Annotated in this window: 22 protein-coding genes; 9 read left to right on the top strand and 13 right to left on the bottom strand. The window is 69.1% G+C overall.

The genetic code is table 11. From position 1 onward, the window contains the following. Positions 1–14: 14 nt before the first annotated feature. The 6 genes from ACWGJ2_RS19825 to ACWGJ2_RS19800 form a co-directional block, all read right to left on the bottom strand. Positions 15–581, bottom strand: coding sequence for a GTP-binding protein (locus ACWGJ2_RS19825; RefSeq protein WP_453347433.1), 567 nt, complete (start codon positions 579–581; stop codon positions 15–17). Further along, positions 571–936: a DUF742 domain-containing protein gene (locus ACWGJ2_RS19820; protein WP_453347432.1), complete on the bottom strand. Its 366-nt coding sequence runs from the start codon at positions 934–936 to the stop codon at positions 571–573. Before ACWGJ2_RS19820 ends, ACWGJ2_RS19825 begins: the two co-directional genes overlap by 11 nt. Continuing rightward, a complete protein-coding gene (locus ACWGJ2_RS19815; protein ID WP_453347431.1) occupies positions 933–1,343 on the bottom strand; it encodes a roadblock/LC7 domain-containing protein in 411 nt (136 codons plus the stop codon). Before ACWGJ2_RS19815 ends, ACWGJ2_RS19820 begins: the two co-directional genes overlap by 4 nt. Continuing rightward, positions 1,340–3,694, bottom strand: coding sequence for a nitrate- and nitrite sensing domain-containing protein (locus tag ACWGJ2_RS19810; protein WP_453347430.1), 2,355 nt, complete (start codon positions 3,692–3,694; stop codon positions 1,340–1,342). Before ACWGJ2_RS19810 ends, ACWGJ2_RS19815 begins: the two co-directional genes overlap by 4 nt. A 168-nt stretch (positions 3,695–3,862) precedes the next feature. Beyond that, entirely contained in the window at positions 3,863–4,828 is a 966-nt protein-coding gene (locus ACWGJ2_RS19805) for a hypothetical protein (RefSeq protein ID WP_453347429.1), read from the bottom strand. Positions 4,829–5,289: 461 nt separating this feature from the next. Then, entirely contained in the window at positions 5,290–5,760 is a 471-nt protein-coding gene (locus ACWGJ2_RS19800) for an ATP-binding protein (protein WP_453347428.1), read from the bottom strand. An 832-nt stretch (positions 5,761–6,592) separates the two neighbouring features. On the opposite strand from ACWGJ2_RS19800, the gene ACWGJ2_RS19795 reads away from it, so the two are divergent. Beyond that, on the top strand, positions 6,593–7,597 hold the full coding sequence (locus ACWGJ2_RS19795; protein ID WP_453347427.1) for an aldo/keto reductase: 1,005 nt from the start codon (positions 6,593–6,595) through the stop codon (positions 7,595–7,597). 22 nt (positions 7,598–7,619) lie between these two features. On the opposite strand, the gene ACWGJ2_RS19790 is transcribed toward ACWGJ2_RS19795, so the two are convergent. Continuing rightward, positions 7,620–8,153, bottom strand: coding sequence for an NUDIX domain-containing protein (locus ACWGJ2_RS19790; protein WP_453347426.1), 534 nt, complete (start codon positions 8,151–8,153; stop codon positions 7,620–7,622). Continuing rightward, positions 8,150–9,370, bottom strand: a complete 1,221-nt coding sequence (locus ACWGJ2_RS19785; protein ID WP_453347425.1) for a hypothetical protein — start codon at positions 9,368–9,370, stop codon at positions 8,150–8,152. The genes ACWGJ2_RS19790 and ACWGJ2_RS19785 overlap by 4 nt, the downstream gene beginning before the upstream one ends. 521 nt (positions 9,371–9,891) lie before the next feature. Here ACWGJ2_RS19785 and ACWGJ2_RS19780 point away from each other — a divergent pair. From ACWGJ2_RS19780 to ACWGJ2_RS19745, 8 genes are all read left to right on the top strand, one after another. Next, positions 9,892–10,014 (top strand): hypothetical protein, encoded by a 123-nt coding sequence (locus ACWGJ2_RS19780; RefSeq protein WP_453347424.1) that lies wholly within the window; start codon positions 9,892–9,894, stop codon positions 10,012–10,014. Further along, positions 10,011–10,892 carry a methyltransferase domain-containing protein gene (locus tag ACWGJ2_RS19775; RefSeq protein WP_453347423.1) on the top strand — a complete coding sequence of 294 codons (882 nt, stop codon included), beginning with the start codon at positions 10,011–10,013 and terminating at the stop codon, positions 10,890–10,892. Before ACWGJ2_RS19780 ends, ACWGJ2_RS19775 begins: the two co-directional genes overlap by 4 nt. Continuing rightward, positions 10,893–11,051, top strand: coding sequence for a hypothetical protein (locus ACWGJ2_RS19770; RefSeq protein WP_453347422.1), 159 nt, complete (start codon positions 10,893–10,895; stop codon positions 11,049–11,051). It abuts the gene before it with no gap. A 75-nt stretch (positions 11,052–11,126) separates the two neighbouring features. Further along, positions 11,127–11,453: a hypothetical protein gene (locus ACWGJ2_RS19765; RefSeq protein WP_453347421.1), complete on the top strand. Its 327-nt coding sequence runs from the start codon at positions 11,127–11,129 to the stop codon at positions 11,451–11,453. A gap of 421 nt (positions 11,454–11,874) precedes the next feature. Further along, positions 11,875–12,051, top strand: coding sequence for a hypothetical protein (locus tag ACWGJ2_RS19760; RefSeq protein WP_453347420.1), 177 nt, complete (start codon positions 11,875–11,877; stop codon positions 12,049–12,051). After that, positions 12,048–12,623 (top strand): sigma-70 family RNA polymerase sigma factor, encoded by a 576-nt coding sequence (locus ACWGJ2_RS19755; protein WP_453347419.1) that lies wholly within the window; start codon positions 12,048–12,050, stop codon positions 12,621–12,623. Before ACWGJ2_RS19760 ends, ACWGJ2_RS19755 begins: the two co-directional genes overlap by 4 nt. Continuing rightward, on the top strand, positions 12,623–13,489 hold the full coding sequence (locus tag ACWGJ2_RS19750; protein ID WP_453347418.1) for a hypothetical protein: 867 nt from the start codon (positions 12,623–12,625) through the stop codon (positions 13,487–13,489). Before ACWGJ2_RS19755 ends, ACWGJ2_RS19750 begins: the two co-directional genes overlap by 1 nt. Before the next feature lie 69 nt (positions 13,490–13,558). Next, positions 13,559–13,945, top strand: a complete 387-nt coding sequence (locus ACWGJ2_RS19745; RefSeq protein ID WP_453347417.1) for a hypothetical protein — start codon at positions 13,559–13,561, stop codon at positions 13,943–13,945. A 106-nt stretch (positions 13,946–14,051) separates the two neighbouring features. Here the strand turns inward: ACWGJ2_RS19745 and ACWGJ2_RS19740 are convergent, their stop codons facing one another. The 5 genes from ACWGJ2_RS19740 to ACWGJ2_RS19720 form a co-directional block, all read right to left on the bottom strand. Continuing rightward, positions 14,052–14,342, bottom strand: a complete 291-nt coding sequence (locus ACWGJ2_RS19740) for a hypothetical protein (protein WP_453347416.1) — start codon at positions 14,340–14,342, stop codon at positions 14,052–14,054. A 1,032-nt stretch (positions 14,343–15,374) separates the two neighbouring features. Next, a complete protein-coding gene (locus tag ACWGJ2_RS19735; protein ID WP_453347415.1) occupies positions 15,375–15,620 on the bottom strand; it encodes a hypothetical protein in 246 nt (81 codons plus the stop codon). 76 nt (positions 15,621–15,696) lie between these two features. After that, complete coding sequence (locus tag ACWGJ2_RS19730; RefSeq protein ID WP_453347414.1) at positions 15,697–17,079, bottom strand: hypothetical protein; 1,383 nt, start codon at positions 17,077–17,079, stop codon at positions 15,697–15,699. Between the two features lie 5 nt (positions 17,080–17,084). Beyond that, positions 17,085–17,426: a hypothetical protein gene (locus ACWGJ2_RS19725; RefSeq protein WP_453347413.1), complete on the bottom strand. Its 342-nt coding sequence runs from the start codon at positions 17,424–17,426 to the stop codon at positions 17,085–17,087. A gap of 1,369 nt (positions 17,427–18,795) precedes the next feature. After that, on the bottom strand, positions 18,796–19,881 hold the full coding sequence (locus ACWGJ2_RS19720) for an IS110 family transposase (protein WP_453347412.1): 1,086 nt from the start codon (positions 19,879–19,881) through the stop codon (positions 18,796–18,798). Positions 19,882–20,240 lie beyond the last annotated feature (359 nt).

The raw sequence follows: 20,240 nt of genomic DNA, 5'->3' as shown, positions 1-20,240 counted from the left end.
AGGGGGCTGCCTTTCTACGCGGTGACGGTGGTGTGCCGGTTGAGGCGGGCGTCGATGAGGGTGATGAGGGCATCGCGGCAGGAGCGGGTGTCGCGGGCGTCCAGATGGACGACGGGGACTTCGGGGCGCAGTTGCAGGGAGGCGCGGATGTCCTCGGCCGCGTAGTTGTGCGCGTCGTCGAAGCAGTTGACGCCGACGATGAAGGGCACACCGCGCTGCTCGAAGAAGTCGACGCTCGCGAAGCTGTCGTCCATGCGGCGGGTGTCGGCCAGGACGAGCGCGCCGATGGCGCCGCGCAGCAGGTCGTCCCACATGTACCAGAACCGGTCCTGGCCGGGGGTGCCGAACAGATACAGCACGAGGTCGCCCAGGGTGCGGCGGCCGAAGTCGAGCGCCACGGTGGTGGTGGCCTTGGCCCCGATCTGGGTGGTGTCGTCCAGCGGTTCGCTGGCGGCGGTGAGCTGGGCTTCGGTGGAGAGCGGTTCGATCTCGCTCACGGCACCGACGAAGGTGGTCTTGCCCACGCCGAAGCCCCCGGCGATCAGGACTTTCACGGTATCGGGTGGCGGGTTAGATGGCATGCAGTCTGTCTTTCACTCGTCGTAGGAGGGCGTCGGTGACCACGCCGTTGGTGGCGGCGTCCAGGGGCGCGCGGGCCAGGACGTGGCCGTCGTCGCGCAGCCGGGCCACCATCGCCGCGGTGATCGCGAGCGGCACGTCCAGCTCGGCGGCCAGTTCGGTCACGGCGCGGGGGGTGCGGCACAGCGTGACGATGCGCAGGTAGCCGGTCCCGGTGGGAGGGGTGGCCATGTCGTCGCGGGTGGTGACCTGGGTGTCGAGGCGGATGTCGGAATCCTGGGCGAGGTCCTGCACCCGGCCGCCGGTCGCGGCCCAGGGACGCGAGGGGCGGCCGGGCGCGGGGTGGTGGCCGCTCATGAGGAGGTCCGCTCCTCTTTGCGCGTGCGCAGGTGGGTGTCCAGCACGGAGGCGAGGCGCTTGTTCAGCAGCGCGGCCTCCTGGCCGACGGTGCCCAGGTTCGCGCCGCTGTCGATGCGCAGGACGAGGAAGGCGAGATTGCCGAGGCGGCTGATCGAGACGTAGCCGTCGTCCATCTCGATCAACACGCGCCGTACCGCACCGCCGTTTTCCTCGATGGCATACCGGATCGCGGTCTGGCCCAGCGAGGAGGCGAGGGGGGCGCGGCGCTCGGCGGTGTCGTGGTCCACGATGCTCCAGTACATGTGGGCGCCCTCGTCGGAGGCCACCACGGCGCCGAGCACGCCGGAGATCTTCTCGACGTGACTGTCGAGGATCTGCTGGATCTCGGGGTTGGGGGTGCTCATCGGCTCTCGTCCTTCTGCTCGGTCTGTGCGGATGCGGGGGTGTGGTCGGTGTCCCGGCCTGCGGCCTGCCAGGCGCTCCAGTTGGCGCCGACGGTCTCGGGTGACACGTCGGTCGCGGGGTCGTAGGCCGGGAGGGGCGCCGAGGGCTGGGCGAGCTGCGGCGCCAGGTTCTTCTGGGGCTCGCGGACGGGCAGCGGTGGTGCGCCGTGATCGGTCCTCACCGCGTTGTCCGCTCCGGCGGAAGGAGCCGGGGTCGGCCGCGCGGGCCGGTGCTGCTCGGGCGGCGAAGAGGGGCTCGGTGCGGGCCGGGCGGGCAGCGGCGTGCGGGAGGCGGGCGCGGGCTGCGGCTCGGGAGGCGTGGTGGCAGGGTCGCTCTCGGGCTGTGGTGCGACGGGCTGGTCGCACTGGATGCTGTGCGGGAGCATGACCACGCCGGTGGTGCCGCCGTAGTCGGAGGGCCGCAGACGGACCGTCAGGCCGTGGCGGCGGGCGAGGTGCCCGATCACGAACAGGCCCAGGCGGCCGTCGTGGTGCTGGGCCATCGACTCGAAGGTGGGCGGGGCGGCCAGCTTCTCGTTGGCCGCCTCGAACTCCTCCGCCGTCATGCCGGTGCCCATGTCCTCGATGTGCAGGGCGATCCCGTGGACCGGGCTGAGGCTGGTGACGGTCACCGTGGCGCGGGAGAAGGACAGGGCGTTGTCGAGCAGCGCGGCGATCACGTGCATGACGGCGTTGACCGCCTGCGGCTGGATCCACACCTGCGCGCGGACCTTGTTGGTGACCCGCTCGGGGGAATCGGTCTCGGCGGCGGCGTCGTGGACGATGTCACCCAGCGCCCTGGGCTGGGTGTAGGGCTCGTCGTGTCCGCCGGCCAGGGTCAGCAGGTTGTCCAGGTGACGGCGGGTGGCGACACCGGGATGGTCGACGCTGATCAGATCCTCCAGGACGGGGGCGTCCTGCGGCTTGCGCCCGTACTTCGTCTCCAGCACGGCCAGACGCGTCAACTGCACGCCGAGGAGGTTGAGAGCGCGCCCGCTGGTCACGGCGACGAAGGCGGCGAAGCCACGGCGGTCGCCGGCCTGGGCCCGCGCCATGTGCACGGCCGTGTGCTGGGCGGAGACCAGCGCGTTCTCCAGCCCGGTGAACTCATCCCCGCGCGGCTGCGGGAGGGGGAACTCCGCGTGCACCTCCACCTCCGCGCCCGCCTGGAGGCGGTCGACGACCGCGGGCAGCCGCGTCGCGGTCTCCTCCGCGCGCGATTGCAGCCCCCGCAGGCGGGAGAGGACGGAGCGGATGATCCCGAAGATCAGCAGCGCGAGCGCGATCACGATGGCCAGGGAGATGCCGAGCTTCACATACACCTGGGTACGGATCTCTTCCGCCCGCTCATACCCGTGGGCCAGCAGCCCCTGCGTCCGCGACAAATTGAGACCGGCGATCTGCTGGGCGACCTGCCCGTACGCGGCATCCCACCGCCCGACCGAGGAGGGCAGGTCCTCCACGGCGCCGTTGCCCGCCGAGGTGCTCGTGGGGGCGGCGATCACGTCCCGCTCGATGTCCTGCACGGTGCGCCACGCCTGGGTGGAGACGATGCGGTCCCAGGTGGCCCGGTCCTTCTCGGGCAGGTAGGGGACGATCCAGCGGGTGTACATCACCCGCTGCGCACCGTACGCCTCGGCGAACGCGCGGCGGTCCCCGACGGACATGCGGCCCGCCGCACGGGCCTTGGCGACTAGCGCGTCCTGCTGGCTGGCGCCCTCACTCGCCCAGAACAACCCCACCAACGGGCGGGTCTCCTGCGTGAGCTGCGCGTCATCCATCGCGCTGAGCGCCTGGTAGAACTCCACCATCGAGCTGAGGAGGGCGGTGTAGTAGCCGGTGGCCTCCTCCGCATCGCCGGTGCGGGCGTCCACCGCCCGCCGGTTCTCCTCCAGGCCCTCGATCCGCTGGTAGACCCGCTCCACGTACTCCCACTTGTGGCGGCGGCTGGTCTCCAGCTCCGTACCGGACAGGTGCCGGAAGGAGGCGACGCCCTTGTCGGTGACGGCCCGCTGCTCATCCAGCGCCTTCTTCGCGGCCTTCGTGGGCCGGGCCAGGTAAGCGGCGGTTAGCTTGCGCTCGGCCTGAGCCCCGACGAACAACGGCAGGGACGCCTCACCGCCCAGCTCGCCCGTGGCGGAGTCGTTGCGCAGCGCGGTCTGCTGCTGCCAGTCCCCCCAGGCGTCCACCACCACGAACCCCAGCAGGGCGGTGATGGAGACGACCGCGACCAGCATCAGCCGGGCCCGCACAGTCAGCAGACGGCGCCGGGCTCGGGGAGCGCGGTGATCGGGTGTGGGTGTCATCGTCATGGAGCCTCAGACGGTCGTCGGGTCGAAGGAACAAGCAGAGGAGGGAGGGCCGCCGGGACGCGCCCCGGGCCGCAACCGACGGGGCGGCGTACGGACCGGAGACGGGGGAGGGCACCGCGTCCCAACGGCCGGTGTAGACCGGCCAAGGGGGTCTGGTGGGGGTGTCCGTCACCCCTTGGCCGGGGCTAGCGGACCGTCGTGAGAGGAGGCGACGGCTGCCTTCCGCACGTGCCCGTGATCGAGCAAGACCTCTCCGACCGCGTCGGTACCGACCGTCTCCGGGCCTCGCGGGAGAGACGGCACGACGGCCTCCGGGGGCTGAACGGGCAGTGACCGTGCGGGGAGGGCGGAGAGGGAATCGCGCAGGGCACGGTGGTGATGAGCCAGCTGCCGCGCCAAAAGGGAGGGGGCCCCGCCCACGCCGCAGTCCGAGGCATCGGCGAGGCGCAGGGACCGCTCCGCGATGTCCTGCCTGGTGGTGGCCAACTGCCGGTGCGCATCACCGACCGGGAGTTGGGCGGCACGCACAACCACAGCGTCGATGAGGTCGGGTAAAGCAGCGCGCAGCAGGCCCAGGACGGCCGGGGCCTCGTCCTGGCCGAACACGGCGGGGTGGGTCTCCGGGGCCGCGGCCAGTTCGTCGGCGACCGTCGCGGTGAGCGCGGCCAGCAGCGGGCCGGCAGGGGTGAGCTGCGGACCGTCGGCACGGGGGCGGGTCCAGTGCGGGCCGGGGGAGCGGGTGCACCCGCCGGGCGGCACCATCACCCAGCAGCCCCGGCCCAGGACCCGCACCAGCGAGGACCCCGGCAGACGCCACGGCTCGGCGCTCCCGGGGACGACGAGCCAGTGCAGGTAGTGGGCGTAGGGGTCGCGTATCACCGGCCCGGACCGCTGCCCGAGCCGGGTGAGCACCCGCTCCCCCAGGTAGGAGGGCATTTGCACCGCGTCCCACCACCGGCCGGCCGCCACCAGCCCCTCGCCCCGCCCTGGCGGGGATGCGGGCTGGCGGGGCCGCGCAACCTGGTCGGCGTCGTCAGGGGTATCCGTCGCGGGCCGGGGCCGCGAGGGGGCCACCGCCTGGTCCGGGGCAGTGGCGTGCTGGTCGGTGAGGGCGTGTTCCTCACGGGTACTCATAGGAGGTCCAATCCGGCAAAGCGGGCGAACGGAAGAAGCAAGGGGGCCACAGCCAGGGGCATGTGCGGGCTACGGCGAGTCGGACCGCAGTGGCTCGTCGTGCCACTGACGTTGCTCGCAGGCGTCCGTATCCCTACAGACGACCTCCGTGAACCAGCCCCAGCGATCCTCGACCCGGGCGACTTCAGCCTCGTCAGCGGTGAGGGCCACCTGGCACACGAGGCAGCAGAACAAGGGAGCCCCCGGACCCGGTTCGCGGGCCGGCACGGTGACCTGGAGCCGGTCCCAGCGCTCGGTGCTCGTGCTGCGCCCGGCGCACGCCGCCGCATCTCGGCACCTCACCAGCACCCGATCCTGCGGCTCGTCGTCCACCGTGAAGCAGTAGGGGTACACCGTGTGCAGTGCGACCAGGCAGCCGCACAACCGGCACCGCACCCACCCCACTTCGGTCTCGTCGCAGCTCACCGCGCTGCCCCCGGAATCCGCTGCGGAATGCCGAAGCTGAAGGAGACCGTCTTGCCAGTGGGGGTGACGGTGACGGTGAAGTCGTGCGCCAGCGAAGTGATCAGATGCAGGCCACGGCCGTTGACGCCCTCCGGCCCGGAGCAGGCCCGTACCGGCACCCGGTCGGGATCACCGTCACCGACATGCACCCGCAACTCCGCCTCGGTCCGCAGCAGGTCGAGAGACACATCGAAACCCTCGGCTGCCGCAGTGTGGATCACCGCGTTGGTGGCCGCCTCGGACACACACATCCGCACGTCCTCCCGCAGTTCCTCGGGCAGCCCCCACCGTGTGAGGGCATCGACGGCGAAGTCGCGCGCCGTACCGACCGCCCCCTTGTCGTGGGGATAGGTGCTCTGGGCCCAGCAGACGGTCACGGCCGGGCGGTCGGCCGGTGATGAGCCGGGAAGAGGCGTGAGCGGCGGCATCTGGCTTCTTCCTCTGCGGGCGCGTGGGCGCAGGACACGAGCGGACTGGTGCACCTGTCCGGGCCGCGTGCTCGGCTCGATCCGAAGGAACCGTGGGTAACCGGAAGGCGTGTGATGCCAGCGTTGCCGTTGAAGAAGCTGCGGGGACAGTGCCTGAGCTCCCCACTCCGCCCCACTTCACGGCTCCAGCGGAGACACGTACGGCTGTCGATCCGGAGGTACGAGGCGATACATATGCGCACATTCAGGACGTCGCCACGGCCGTCCCGTTGTGGCCTGGAGAAGCGTGAGAGCGGCGGGGCGCTGGGCTCCCCACTCTGCCCCACTTCACCGAAAGGGCTTGACAGAGGTTTCCCTGCATGTTGGGGCGTCTGTTCGTGATGTGATCCTGCCCGAGCGCTGCACGGATCGGTAGTGCGTCTTGCCAGGTCACACCTGGTGAGCGATGGAGCGGGGCAAGGTGGCCTTGCGGACGACGGAACAGCCGTCTGCGGGCGACGGAACAACTAGAGGAGGGCGCCGAGCCGCGCCCGGGGTCTGCACGGGGCTGGGTGGGCGGACGGGTAAGTGGGGTGAAGTGGAGGGCTGTCCCGGTACCACCCGGGCTCTCCTATGGGCCAGGCTGGTCAGAGGGGTCCACCGCCCCTCGCCCTTCGGGGCGATGTGCGCAGTGCAAGGAGAAGAAAAGGGTGCTCATCCCCGCGACAGCCACGAGAGGCTCCGCCGTCCGGCACGTGCGGCCCCCGACGCATGCTGATGCCACCTGGCGTGTGGAGCCATGGCAGGAAGGTGACGGTGTCGGCTTCTCCCCCCGGCCGAGAGGAGTGTGCGGATGACCGCGGCCCGCCTGCCTTCCCGGCAATTGACTGCGGAAGTGACGGTGAGGGCGCTCGGCGTGAGCAGCGGCTCTAGCCGATGGGCCGGACCACAGCCACCCCTGGTGGTCGATGCCCAGTTCCGTGAAGGGCTACGACGCGCTCTCGACTTGGGCGCGGACTTCGTGGACACCGCCGACAGTCACGGCGACGGCCATGCGGAGCGAATGATCGGAAAGGTCCTGCGCGAGTATCAAGGACACCGGGTGCATGTGGCCAGCAAGATCGGGCACCTGTGCGGCTCGGCGCCCCATCCTTACGCGGGACCGCGCATCCGGCATCAGCTGGAACAGACGCTGGAGAACCTCTACCAGGACGAACTCGCGGTATACACCTTCGATTCCTGGGATTTCGGTCCCGGCGACCGCTACCTGGAGTGCGCGGTGGAGCAGATGCGTGCGATGCAGGCTCTCGGCCAGATCAGAGCGATCGGACTGCGCGGGCCCTCACACGGTGAGCCCGAGAGCACGGTCAGCCGTTTTCGTGAACTGTTCTGCCGCATCCAGCCGGACGTCGTATGGGCACAGGTCAACGCCTTGCAGCCGGCCGTATGCATCGAGAGCGGACACGACCTGTGTGCTTTCACCGCTCAGCACGGAGCGCGCCTGATCATCGCCTCGCCTCTGGCCCATGGTCTCCTCGCCGGGAACCGGCAGGAGAATCTGCCCGAGGGGCCGGTAGCGGCGGCGCTCGAACGGTGCCTGGGGAGCCTCGCGGCCGACTTCGGGCGCGAGCCCGGCGTGCTCGCGTCGCTGGCGCTGAAGTACCTGTTCCAGACCGCTCCTCACGCTGTTGTCACCGTGGGCCTGAGCGGCACCCGGCATGTCGAGGGGTGCTTCGCCAGTCTGGAGACCCCGTTGTCCGAGCGGCAGATGACGGTGGTGCGCGACGCCTTCGCGCATCTGCGAATCGCCGCGCGCGAGGCCGCAGCGGACCGATCCACGGAGCGCCTGCGGGCCTGACCGGCTGCTGCCCTGACGGCCGTCAGTGAAATCCGCTCGGCCCCCGCTGGAGGGCACCGTTGTGCAGGTAACGCGGCACGCCGTCCTCCAGCGTCCGCAGTGCATGGGCAGCCCGCGCCCGCTGCCGGGCGGGGAGCAGCGACAGCGCCGTCTCGACATCGAAGAAGCGATGCTCGGACACCTCGGCATCCCTGGGCGTCAGCCGCGCCGCCTGCGAGGGATTCAGGACGCCACCGTCGAAGACGAACGCGAGCAGATCGTCCCAGGGACCGTGCGGTTCCACCCAGTCCACACACAGCAGTCCCTGTGAGGTGACCTCCGCGCCAAGTTCCTCGTCCAGCTCCCGCATCACCGCGGCGAGTGGGGACTCGTTGGCTTCGGCCATCCCGCCCGGCAAGTCCCACCCAGCCTTGTATGTCGGGTTCACCAGCAGCAGATATCCGCGCACGTCACGGATGAGGAAGTCAGCCGCGACACGCTTGCGAGCCTGCCGCGCGTTGCCTTCGGCGAGGTATGCCTCACGGCCCGGCTCTCCAGGCGCTGGCGCACCGCTCATGACGGGCGGCCTCCCGGGAGAGTGAGGCTGGCGAGCAGCAGCGTGCGGTGCCCTTCGACCTCCGCCATGCGGTCAACCAGCGCCCGCACGGACCGACTGTCACCGAACGGCGCGAGGGACGCCCCCAGTTCCGTCATCCGGCGGCTGATGCGGTGAGAGCCCAGTGACTGGCATGCTCCCAATACCTCGTGTCCGACGGTGCATGCCGCGTCGACCTGCCCCCGCGCGATCAGGACCTGGGCGAGTGTCATCTGACCGAAGGCGCGGCTGCGTGCCCGGGTGGCATCACGCAGGCTCAAGGCCCGTTCCGCCTCCTGCTCCGCCTGCGACAGCAACCCCAGATCCAGCAGAGTCGAGGCACTCTCGCTGGCCAGAGCTGCCTCGTCGAAGGGGGCGACCCAACTGGGCGCGGCCGAGGGCTCTCCTGCCCGCAGATACTCCTCCGCGCCCTCCAACGCGCGCCGAGCACCGGAGGCTTCGCCCATCTGGCCGAGCGCACGGGCCTGCATCGCGCACAGCCGGGCGGACAGGACCGGCATGGGTGGAGCGGAGGCCATGTCATCAATTCCGGACCGCGCCAGTTCGGCGGCTTCTCCGGCGCGAGAACTCTGCAAGGCCAGATGACTCATACCGATCTTGATGTTCGCGGCGACGGAGGTGTCGGCTACCGACTGCCCCAGTCGCAGGGCACGGGAGAAATGGGAGCTGGCCACCTCGTCCAGCCCGGCATCGTGCGCCATCCAGCCCGCCATCTCGGTCAGGACCGCTGCGGCGCGGAACGCTTCCTCACCATTTGAGTCCTGCCCCGTTTCGTCGTCGAAGAGTGCCGGTAGGACGGCAGTTTTGAGGTAATGCAGCACCGACCAGTACACGTGCCCACCACCGAGCTGGCGGTCAGCCATCCGGAAGGACTCCAGCGCTGCAAGGTGCGGTGTCGCCTGCTCGGGAATCATGACGGCGGGCGGACCGAACAAGGAATCGACCCTCTCCTCGAAAAGGTGCTCCAAGACGCGGGAGGAAGGGAACCGGGGCAGACCTTTGATCTCACCGGTCATCCAGCGATCGAAAGTCGAATGGGAGACGAAGGCAGACGCGAGCTTGGGGTTGCCATCCAGCTCCGCCGCAGCCTTGGCGGCTTGCCGATAATGATGACAGAACGTCTCGTAGCTCTCCCAGCGCCGCTGGTGCAGAAGCTGCTGAAACCGAACCTTCCGCATGCTCGCCTCCTCCCGCTAACGTGCCACGAAACTGAGGAGAGGAACGCCCGCCAGGCCCTGCGCGCGCCGACGGGACGGGAAGAAACAATCGCTGATGCCCAACATCATCCCTGACGATCCCACAGGCGTGCTGCCTTCCTCTTTCCCGTCCTCAGCCACTGCGCAGAGCAACCCCCAGTCACGAACCGCTTACCGAGAGGCTACAGGGAAAACCTTGCCGCATCGGGCCTCTCAAGGCCGCTTCACTGCCTCAAGACTCTCGGCTCCGCAGGCCGAGGACTAGAACGACCAGGGCCCGCCTGGTCCGGCCCGGCACGACAGCAACAACGATCCGTTGGCCTGGTACATGCCACCTGCGGCACCTTAACGGTGCTCCCCGATCCGGGGCCCGTTCTTGCTCCGCCGCCCCGGGCAACGAGCCGGGCGTCGCGTAACCCGCCCTCGCGTGCGCCCTGTCGGATGCCCGGCCGGGGCCGCTACCGTCAGCAGCACCCGGGAGCACAGGGCTAAGGAGGAGCGCGGTGGACCGCACCAACGGCAGCCAGGACAACCCGCAGGAAGAGGAGGGCGACATCAAGGACACCGGGCAGACGGATACCGGTAACGGGCACCGGGACGAAGACCCGGGACCACCCCCCGAATGACAATTGCCCCGGACGCTTCGACTCTGCGTAGCGAGTGCGCCGCCCAGATCGCGAAGGACTACGGGTACTTCACCGGCCACGAGTGGCTGCTGCGCGCCTTCCACGACGTGCCACGCCACCACTACGTGCCCAGGCAAGTGTGGTGGCCCAAGCGGGGGGACGACGGCCTGTTCCCCATGCTCGATGCGGATCATGAACCGGGCCGGTGGCTGAAGGCGGTGTACCGCCCGCGGGCACCGCTGATCACGCAGATCCGCGATGGGGCCGTACGGCCCGAGGACGGACCCACCGACTCCAACGAGTTCACCAGCTCCATCTCGTGCCCGGCGGTGGTCGTGCAGATGCTCCACCATCTCGACCCCCGGCCCGGCCAGCGCGTGCTGGAGATCGGCACCGGCACCGGCTACAACGCCGCACTCCTGGCCGAGCGCACCGCATCAGTGGTGACCGTGGAGATCGCCCCCGATCTCGCCGACCGCGCCCGCGCACGACTGGAGGGAACCGGCGTGAGGGTGGTGTGCGCCGATGGCGAGGACGGGTGTGAAGGGGAGGGGCCATACGACCGGATCATCTCGACCGCGTGCGTCACGCAGATCCCGGCAGCCTGGGTCAGGCAGTTGAGCCCCGGCGGAGTGCTGTTGACCCCCCTCGCGACCCCGCTCGGCATGGACGGACTCGCACGGCTGGAGGCCGACGGGCAGGGGGGCGCGCGCGGGCACCTGGTGGCCGGCGTCAACTTCATGCTCCTGCGCTCCCACCGCACTCGTCGCTCCTGGAAGGAACTCGGCTGGCGCTGGCCCAACTTCCACCTCACTGCGACCGCGGAGTCCGAGCAGCAGATCAGCGCCGACATCCACACGCCGGTCCGCGACACCTGAATGGACCGCAGAACGTGGCCTCGGCAGTGGCTGCGGGCCGTCTACCGACCTTTCGCTCCGCTGATCACGCAGATCGCCGACGGCGAGGTCCCCGTCGACGGCCCGACCAGTCGCCGCCCCTGCACCATCGCCGCGGAAGCCTTCTTGTACGCCTCCTGAACGGACGGTCGCGCCATGCCGGACTCCGACTGAGACGCGTCGCACATCCAGTCCGCCATCTCCGCCGCCCAGGGCATGGACGCAGCCCTCGACGTCTATGGCCTGACCTTCGGCCCGCAGAACGCGTTCACGCACGAGTTCGCGGCGACCGTCGACATCGGAAAGCCCCGCGACGCGCTGAACCTGACGGACAACCTGGACGAGGCACTGGCGGGCCTCCCGTCGAACCGCTCCGCACCCACCCTGATCAACGCGGCCCGCGCCTGGCTGGCCTCGGCGGCCAGGGCGGGAGCGACGCCGTGGGCGAAGGTATCGCGCTCAGCGGGGTGCAGCCGCTCCAGACGGTACTCGATTTCCTGGTCCGGGCAGAACCCCAGGCATACGGAAGCCACGGGCATGTGAACAGGCGGCCCCGGAGCGGGCGTTGACCGGCGGCGACCAGCTCTGCGACCACGGCCCGCAACACGTCGGCGGTGACGGCCGCGGCGTCGTCGGTGGGCCCGGCCGGACCGCGTTCCGAGGGCTTCAGGGGGGCGCGCGGGGTGGGGGCGTGCGCCGGGGATTTCTGGGCCAGCCGGTTTGGCATGAGTGGGCGACATGTGCCCGGTAAGCGCTCTCGCCTGTGCAGTTCCGGGGGCCGTGGTGGTCAGCGGTGTTCACCGCGTGGATGCGGAGTTGCTGGTTCCGAAAGTTTCCGGCTGTTGGCATGCACGAATCGCGCGCGGCGGACGCCATTCGTGGCAGAGGGTGCACAGAGCATCCTCCGGGGCCCTCGGGGTGGTGGCCGGCCCCGGCTCGCCGGACAGAGAGGACCGAACGGTCCGTGGACTACCCGATCGAACAGCTCGTCAGGGACCTGGCGATAGGCGTGCTCGCCCTGCGCGTCTTCGGCCCCGGCGCCGTGGCCTTGCTGCGCCGGCTCGCGGCGGCCGGTGTACGCGTGGGCGTGAGTGAGATGCACCGCCCCACGGGAAAACCGGGAGAGGGGGAGAGGCGGTGACCCAGGAAGAACCCTCCCTGCGCCCAGCCACACCCGGCCCTGCCCCGGTGACGGAGAAGCTGCCGCTGGACTTCTCCGCCTTCCACCAGATGCACCGCGAGAGCTACCTGCGGTGGGCCGAGCGCTACCTGCACTGCCGCGCGGACGCCGAAGAGGCCGTCGATGACGCCTTCGAACAACTCGCCCTGACCTGGATCCACGTCCTGAGCACCGACAACCCCGCCGCCTACGCCTGGCAGGTGATGAAAAACCGCGTCGTCGACCACGCCCGCGCCCGCGGGCGGCGCCCCGCCCTGGTGGACGCCGCCGCCTTCGAGACCGCCTCCCTCCACAAGACCGCGGACCCGATCGGGGAGGTGGAGCAGAACCTGCGCCTGTTCGACGCCATCTCCCAACTGTCCGAGCGCCAGCAGGATGTGACCGTTCTGCTGCACTGCGAGGGCTACACCACCGCGGAGGTCGCCGCGCACCTGGGCATCACCGAAGCCGGCGTGCGCTCCACCGACCGCTACGCCAAACACCGCCTGCGCGAGATCTACGACCGCGCCGCAGAAACAGAAGGGGAGCGCTGATGACCACCGACATCGACCGCTTGCTGGCCGCCGCACGACTACGGCCCACCGCCCCGTACTCTCCGGCCGACATCGAGGCCGCCGAGGAACGCATCTCCGCCCGCGTCGCCGCCCGCCGCAGCGGCGCGGCTCCCGCCCCGGGCCGACCGCGCACCGTCACGGTGCCGCCCGTCTGCCGGGACCGGGTCAACCCCGTGGCCCGCAACCTGCGGGCTTTGTGCGAGACCGTCCTCACCCGCCCCGGCGCCCTGGAGAGCCTGGCCGCCATCTGCGGTACCAGCCTGCCCGGACCGGAGGGGGCCCGGGCCCTGGGCGCCATCCTCCACCTGGCCGCCTGCGAGGACAGCGCGCGCTTTTGGTGGCAGTACGCCGCAGGCGCCGGCGACACCATCTCCTCTTACTGCCTCTACCTCCACCACCGCTCCCACGGCGAGGACGGCCAGGCCGACTGGTGGCTGGGACACACCCACCTCACCCCGGCCACCATCCCCTCCGAGACCAGCACCGAGCTGGAACTCGCCACGGCCCTGCGCATCCTGGCCTCCCTGCGCCGCTGCCAGGACAAGCCGCTGTCCCAGACCGTGCTGGCCCTGATCGAATACGTGCCCGCCGTGGTCGGCTTCGTCGACGAGGACCTCGAACTCCCGCTGCCCGACACCGATCTGGCCGAACTCGTGGTGGCCATCTCCACCCACGGCGCCTCCCCGCAGCCGCGCGCCGCACCGTCACCCGGGCCGCTGCCCGCCCGCACGGGCTCTGCCGTGCCCCCCACGGCGCCCGACCCTGCCACCGGGCCCCAGCCCGGCAAGTGGAGCCGGGATGTCGAAGAGGCCCTGCGCGAGTGCAAGGACGCCATCCGCTGCTGAACGAAACACCCCTGGCCGGTGGCTCTACGGGAAGCTCGTAGGGCCACCGGCCAGGGCTTCCGTACGAGTGTGGAGAGCCGGTTCGTGCGCCTGGGGCGCGATGCCGCCAGCTACCGCGGCGACCGCTACCCCGAGCGGCAGCGCGCCGAGCGGGCCGGTGACGCCTGGTGCCGGGACAACGAGCCCCACCTGCGCGCCGCCGTGTGGAGCCTGGCCTGCCTCAACGACGCGTGGCCGCGACTTGCCCCCGCCGCCCCCGCCGAGCGGCTGCTCTCCTGGCACCGCGAGCTGGAGGGGCCCGACCTCGCCGCCCGGCTCAAGTCACTGCGGCCGATCCTCGTCTCCCACGGCGCCGAGCCGCCCGCCAGTACCGAGGCTGTCGCCGCCCGCAACGAGGTCCTCGCGCTCCTGGAGGAACTGCTCACCGCCCGCCACGGAGCCGACTCAGCCGGGTGATGGACCTGTTGACTCCAACAGGTCTAACCGCTGCTGAGCTGGACAGATGAGCTGTTGGCACTTCGGGTGTCGGTAAGAACCGTGTCGTCAGCCGCAAACGGCGGGGTCAGCTCAGCAGCAGAAGCAGGGCCGCCCCGCCGGCCCTGCGGATGTCGGTCATCCCTGTGACGTAGCCGACGCGGTAGCCCGTCCATCGGCCACCTTGGATGACGGTGCCGTCCCTGGTGACCTTGCCGACTGTGAGGCCCGTCCATCGGCCACCTTGGATGACGGTGCCGTCCCTGGTGACCTTGCCGACTGTGAGGCCCGTCCATCGGCCACCTTGGATGACGGTGCCGTCCCTGGTGACCTTGCCGACCGGGATACCCGTCCATCGGCCACCTAAATACACGTCCATCCGAGCCACCCCTGTTCGCCCGAACCCCGTTTATCCCAGGGCGATTTTACTGGCTTGTGTGTCGGTATCGTCGATCTCGACTGCTACTGGTGAAGTCACCAGTGCAGGATGACGCGGTCGCCCTGCAAGGCATCCGAGGCCAGAGCGGGGCCAGCCTGCATGGCGGCGGCTCGGTGATGCGTCCCACGGAAGCGGGGCGGTGTGCTCGACGCCCGTGCACCGGGCCCGGCGGCCGGTCCCCACGCGGTGGACGGTGGGAACCCGACTCCAGGCCGGAGGCGCACGCGTTGTGATCGTGCGCGCCACAGCGCACGATGTCGTCATCCGCCTCGATGGCTCCCCGCGCGCCTACGGTATCTGGGAGCGCCGGGTTCCCCGCGCGATCCTGGCCCGGCAGGCCACCGCTCTACCTGCCGCCTACCAGCAACCTCTACTGCTGCGGCAGGCGTCCGCCGTCCCCCGCTTAGCGGGCGTATCGGGTATCGGGACCCCCGCGACTTATCCGCTTGGGTCTGGGGATAATCGTGACCGATGAGGTCGCAGACGGTGGCCGGGAAGCGCCGACTTCCTCCTTGAATTTGCGCCTCACCCCCGGGGCCGGCCGGGCGGGCAATGCCGAAAACTACGCGGGTCTTCGTCGCGGAATACGGCGAGCCCGCGTGGACTCTCCAACAAGTGGGCCCTTCCTCCGCGCGGGATCCCCCTCGGCGGTGGGCGAACATCAGTCCGGTCACTCGGCCTCGATATCGCCCTCGTCCAGCTCGGGCGCGTTATCGACGGAAACCTCCCTATCCGCGCAGGCCGTAGGGGGCGGGGCGGGTGTGGAAGGGAAGGCAATGATGCCTCCGGGCTGGGCCTGGGCGATCCAGGCCGGTGGGATGCGGCGCACGGCGACGGTGGAGGAGAGGTGTGTCGCCGTCCACCTCGATGGCGACGATGCTCTCGGCGCCGACCATCGCCCCGGAGTGAGGCCGTGGGGAACGCGAGCGGCGAGACGAGGAGTATGGCGCGGACCAGTTCCCGCCGCACCTCTCAAGGACTGGGGGCGAAGATCAGGCGCGCGACGGCGAGCAGGATCAACGCCCCCGGCAGCGCATACCACCACCGCCGCAAGCCTGCGAGCCCGATGAACGCGACGGTGAGCCCGAACGCGAGTAGTTCGGTGAGCACGCCAACAGTGGCGACGGCCCGGACCGTCCTCGTCACGCCGACGTCCCAGGCTCCTTGGGACCTGCGCAGGTACGCGTAGAGCACGAAGTAGCCTCCCACTACGTGCACGGCGAGCAGTCCGACGGCGCATACAGCCACTGTCAGTGGCGACGACCGCTTACGCGCATGAGGTACCGCTGGTGAATCAGTCACGGAGGGCCTGCCTGGCTTCGTCGATTTTCAGCATAAATCCGCGACCGTACCCCTGAGCGTCGTCGCCTTCCCAGTAGGGTCCGCCATTGTAGCGAGCGGCAAGTTCCTGGTACTGCTCATCCGTCATCTCGTGTGACGGCACGTCGGCGAAGCTGCTCTCCGCCTTGCACTGCGCCAGGTATTCGGATGCGATGTAGATGTTGGTGGTGGGATCCTGCGTGGCCTTTTCGACCTCATTCCATTGATCCCGGGACATGTTCTCCGGGTCGTATCCCAAGACTTCCGCGGAACGCCGCAACTGAACTGCTATCGGACCCATGGATGTCTCATCCTCCTCACCTCCCATGCCCATCTTTTCGGCCACTGCCTGGAACTCTGGCCACACTTCATGCTGATGCTGCCGGTACTGCTGGGCGACATCGTCGGCCACGCCCGGGTCTCCTCCAACCTCTTGCCAGGCAATTCCCGCAATCACGTCCGGCGGCAGCTCGGAGTACTCTGCCGCGTACCTGATGTGATCACGGTTGGCTTGTATCCACTCGCGCCGAGCATCGTCCGAGAAGGAAGGCAGCCAATAATTGTTCTCCATGGCTGAGGGCAGCCCGTCAATCTGTGCTCTTATCTCCGCCAGCTTCGGCGAAACCCGTTTGTCGCCTGCCTGGGCGAGGATTCCGTCAACTTTGGGCCCGGAGCCGGGCAACGCCACGTTGGGATCGTCCTCAGCTTCACCGACTTCGCGTTTGAAATCAGGAATCCTGTCGAGAAATTCTCTGGGGTGGGGAAGGTCGCCGCGGAAGTCGGGCAACCCTTCGTAGGCCCTCATCAAGCGCAGGACGCAGCTTTCCCGCGCCTCCCTCTCCACCCGCGCGGCGTCCGCATAGCTTCCTTCCGTCGCATTGTAGTAGCCTTCGGCCTCTTCGCGGATCTCGTCCACGTCTGCCGTGACCTCGGCCATCCAGTCCAGGACACCTGTACGTTTCCGCAGGTCCTCCCACTGCCTCATCGGTTCGGCTTTCTGTGCCTTTTCCGTGACAGGTTCGGCCACCCTTGCCATGACCTCGGAGAGCTTCCCCTCACTCGATAAACCATCACTGTAGTGCCCCTTTGCCGTCTCGACCGCCTCGCCGTACCCTTCCAGCGCCTTCCATGTCGTGCGATATGCCTCGGAAAGATGGGTGGCCAGTGTTTCGGCTTCCCCCAAGCGCTTGACGTAGCGGTCCTTCGCCTCGCTCACCCATTGCGTCCGCGTGGCCTTGAGGAACGCCTCGTCAGCGGAGTCCAGCAATCGGTGAAGGCGACGGAACTCATGCGCGTTTCTCTTGATCAACATCGGGTTGCACAGATCAAGGAAATCGACGTCGGCTCGGTAGGTCACACCGTTCACCTGTCTTCCGGACGCACGAAGACGCCTTCGGTCAGAAGCGCGCCAAACGCCTGCCGAGTCTCACGGTCGGTCTCCGTATAGGCGTTTCCGGCCGACGTGAGCTTTGAGGAGAGAGCGACCAGGAGAGAGACAGTATCCAGGAATTGATCGTTGCTGAAACGCGCAAATTTATCCAGAATGTCGGATACTTCCCGGTGGGACCGTGGCACGCGAGCCTCGACGGAAATCTGACCGTCCGGTCTCCCCTGATACAGCAGCCCCGCAAGCTCCACCAGGATGTGTGAGCTGTTGTCGATCGAATCAGCGCTGGCCGAATACCCCTCAGCATGTGTACCCATCTGGACCCCCTGCGTTCAACGGCTCTGGACATCGTGGGCTCCCTCCCGGTAGATCTTCCACCGGGAGGGAACTGCGAGACTCAAAACAGTCGCCAGGTAGGCTGATGTGGCGTGAAAGGGGCTCACTAAAGAAATCTGTAAGGTTCCCGTCGGCACATGTGGCGACATAACCGACTGGCGCACCGGATTCCAAGAAACGAGGTCACACTCCGTTGGGCATGTCCTGCCATTCGGTGCTGGATACGTTGTCGTGGCGTCCAGCGACGGGAGTAACGGCGGGAGCAGGGTGCCGACGGCTCCGCTCTCCCCGTCCTGTACGCCGTCCCGTGCTCGCATAGAAATGAATGCTGACGGTATCGACCGTCTCGGCATCACTGCCAGGGACTCCGACCAGCACCTCGCCTGGCTGGACAGCCCCGAGGGCGAGTCCTGGCCGCTGCCATCTGAGTCGACAGCGCTTCCCCCGGTCCGAGAAGATCGCCCGGGGTGAGTCGGCGGCGCTGTCGAACAAGCCCGCTGTGCGCCATTCGGCTGATGCATTCACCCTGCTGAGGGCATGGCCCCCGTTGGTCATTGCGTGATGCTTCGGCGTCCTGCTACACCCTGCGGCACACGGCGGGAAGCCCTTCCCGCCGCCGAAGGGAACGGGGTACACGTGGCGGACGTGTTGGTGGAGGAGTGGCCGAACGCGGCCCCCGTCAGCGGGCTTATCGGCGGGTTGAAATACTGCGAGTTCGAGGTCGAAACCACGCGCGATGGCGCTGCCCAGGAGGCGAACTATTCGCCCCTCATGCGCGTGACCCCGCACGAGGACGACGACGCGTGCGGCTTCCGCGGCACACACGCGGCCTACGTCCTGACCTGGGCAATCCCGATGCTCTGCGGGGGCGAACACGCCGCTTGCGAGGATCCCTCTCCCCGTCAGCTTGCCGCGCTGCGAAGGTCGTGTACGCGCTTGCCTGCACCGTGCGCAGGGAAAACGTACGCCAGATCGCGGTGATCGCCTGCACCTGGCATGGCGCGACCTGACCGACCCGCAGACCTTGCGGGCCCAACCCGTTCCGCCCGAAAAGCTGCTGAAAGATGAGGCATGGGCGAAAGAGCTGTCCGACAGCGGGTTGAAGGTGGCGGCGCCACAGCCCTACCGCTGGAGCGATTTGGCCGAGGAGATCTATTTCTGGGGCGAAGCCAACCCCTCCCCGTCCTTGACCCCAGATGAGGCCCTGGCCCTGGCCGGGGTTCGCCGACACCTGCTGCTGAATGAGCTCAGATGGGTCGACGAGGACGTCCGGCGGCACCTCAACAACGCGCACGCCCACGGAACCGGCCCCACCCGGCTGTCCGCACTCTCCGGATGCTCCTATGGTTGTCAAGCCACTGGAGCGAGGTCGGTTTGAGTGATTCGTTCCGTGGGTTTGGTGGTCAGTGCGCGGTAGACCTCGCGGGCGACGAATCGCTTGTGGCAGCGCATGATGTCCTTCTTGGACAGACCTTCCTTGGTGCGGCGCTCGACGTAGGCGCGGGTGCGTTCGTCGAAGCGCATGCGGGTCAGCACGATGGTGTGCAGGGCGTTGTTCGCGGCCCGGTCGCCGCCGCGGTTGAGGCGGTGGCGGTGGGTGCGGCCGGATGAGGCCGGGATCGGCGCGACACCGGCCAGGTGCGCGAACGCGCCCTCGGACCGCATACGTTCCGGGTTGTCCCCGGCCGAGGCCAGCAGTTGCCCGGCGGTCTCGGGACCGACGCCGAACAGTTCCAGCAGTTGGGGGGCGGCCTGCTTGACCAGCGGGCCGATCTGGGCATCCAGCTCGGTGATCTCGCCGTCCAGGGCCTGGTGGCGGCGGGCGAGGCGGCGAAGGGCTGCCCGGGTCGCCGCCAGCGGGCAGGAGAGATCATCGCCGGGCCGCAGTCGGGCCAGGGTACGTATCAGCACGGCCCGCTCCAGGCCGGCGACCTGCTCGCGGAGCATCGCGGGGGCCGAGACGAGCAGGCCGCGGATCTGGTTCATCGCCTGGGTGCGGGCCTTGACGGCGCTGCGGCGCGCGGTCCGCAGCACCCGCACCGCCTCGACCACGCCGTCCCGGCTCTTGGGGATACCGGTGGCCCGGCCGGACAGTACGGCCGTCGCCGCGGCGTAGGCGTCGATCGGGTCGGACTTGCCCTTCATCCGCCGGGTTTTGCGGTCCGGCCGGTCGACGTCGACGACTGTGACCCCGGCCGCGGTCAGCACGCGGGCGAGTTCGGCCCCGTAGGCGCCGGTGCCCTCGACTCCCACCGCCGTCAGCGTGCCATGGGAGCGCATCCACTCCAGCAGGTCACGATAGCCGCGGATGGAGGCGGGGAACTCGCGGTCGGCCAGGTGCCGTCCGATGGAGTCGATCACCGCTGCGTGGTGTGTCAGGCCATGGGTGTCGACTCCGCCGGTGATCTCCGGGCCGTCGTGCGTCATGCTGGTCATGTCCGTCCTTGCGTGTCCGTTCCGAGGGCGGCACGCGCCGGTCGGGCGGGTGGACAAGACAGTGACGGGGCTTCTGGACCAAGCTCCTATAAGGTCACAAACGCCCGTCCGGCCGCGTGCGTGGTGGCTCCACCGATGCGCCGACAAATCCGAAACAGGACAGTCGAAGACGTCAGTCAGTCGGCGAGTCAGACGCATCAGCAGAACCACCACTTACATCATCACTGTCAGTCGGCGAACGGTCCCCGGATGGCTCGACACGACCGCGGCAAGCAGCTGATGGCGCCTGCCGCATCCACTCCTGGCATCGGCCCGACCCAAGCGCAGCGCGCTCGCGCCACCGATGCAGGGCGCCGGTG

The organism is Streptomyces sp. NPDC054796, assembly GCF_053611545.1.
Note: the sequence above shows the minus strand (reverse complement) of the source record. Positions and strands in the feature narration are given on the sequence as shown.

What these genes read in the sequence shown, in the direction of transcription:
- ACWGJ2_RS19825 (WP_453347433.1), bottom strand. Translation starts at nt 581, where the DNA reads ATGCCATCTAACCCGCCACCCGATACCGTGAAAGTCCTGATCGCCGGG.
- ACWGJ2_RS19820 (WP_453347432.1), bottom strand. Translation starts at nt 936, where the DNA reads ATGAGCGGCCACCACCCCGCGCCCGGCCGCCCCTCGCGTCCCTGGGCC.
- ACWGJ2_RS19815 (WP_453347431.1), bottom strand. Translation starts at nt 1,343, where the DNA reads ATGAGCACCCCCAACCCCGAGATCCAGCAGATCCTCGACAGTCACGTC.
- ACWGJ2_RS19810 (WP_453347430.1), bottom strand. Translation starts at nt 3,694, where the DNA reads ATGACGATGACACCCACACCCGATCACCGCGCTCCCCGAGCCCGGCGC.
- ACWGJ2_RS19805 (WP_453347429.1), bottom strand. Translation starts at nt 4,828, where the DNA reads ATGAGTACCCGTGAGGAACACGCCCTCACCGACCAGCACGCCACTGCC.
- ACWGJ2_RS19800 (WP_453347428.1), bottom strand. Translation starts at nt 5,760, where the DNA reads ATGCCGCCGCTCACGCCTCTTCCCGGCTCATCACCGGCCGACCGCCCG.
- ACWGJ2_RS19795 (WP_453347427.1), top strand. Translation starts at nt 6,593, where the DNA reads ATGACCGCGGCCCGCCTGCCTTCCCGGCAATTGACTGCGGAAGTGACG.
- ACWGJ2_RS19790 (WP_453347426.1), bottom strand. Translation starts at nt 8,153, where the DNA reads ATGAGCGGTGCGCCAGCGCCTGGAGAGCCGGGCCGTGAGGCATACCTC.
- ACWGJ2_RS19785 (WP_453347425.1), bottom strand. Translation starts at nt 9,370, where the DNA reads ATGCGGAAGGTTCGGTTTCAGCAGCTTCTGCACCAGCGGCGCTGGGAG.
- ACWGJ2_RS19775 (WP_453347423.1), top strand. Translation starts at nt 10,011, where the DNA reads ATGACAATTGCCCCGGACGCTTCGACTCTGCGTAGCGAGTGCGCCGCC.
- ACWGJ2_RS19770 (WP_453347422.1), top strand. Translation starts at nt 10,893, where the DNA reads ATGGACCGCAGAACGTGGCCTCGGCAGTGGCTGCGGGCCGTCTACCGA.
- ACWGJ2_RS19765 (WP_453347421.1), top strand. Translation starts at nt 11,127, where the DNA reads ATGGACGCAGCCCTCGACGTCTATGGCCTGACCTTCGGCCCGCAGAAC.
- ACWGJ2_RS19750 (WP_453347418.1), top strand. Translation starts at nt 12,623, where the DNA reads ATGACCACCGACATCGACCGCTTGCTGGCCGCCGCACGACTACGGCCC.
- ACWGJ2_RS19740 (WP_453347416.1), bottom strand. Translation starts at nt 14,342, where the DNA reads ATGGACGTGTATTTAGGTGGCCGATGGACGGGTATCCCGGTCGGCAAG.
- ACWGJ2_RS19725 (WP_453347413.1), bottom strand. Translation starts at nt 17,426, where the DNA reads ATGGGTACACATGCTGAGGGGTATTCGGCCAGCGCTGATTCGATCGAC.
- ACWGJ2_RS19720 (WP_453347412.1), bottom strand. Translation starts at nt 19,881, where the DNA reads ATGACCAGCATGACGCACGACGGCCCGGAGATCACCGGCGGAGTCGAC.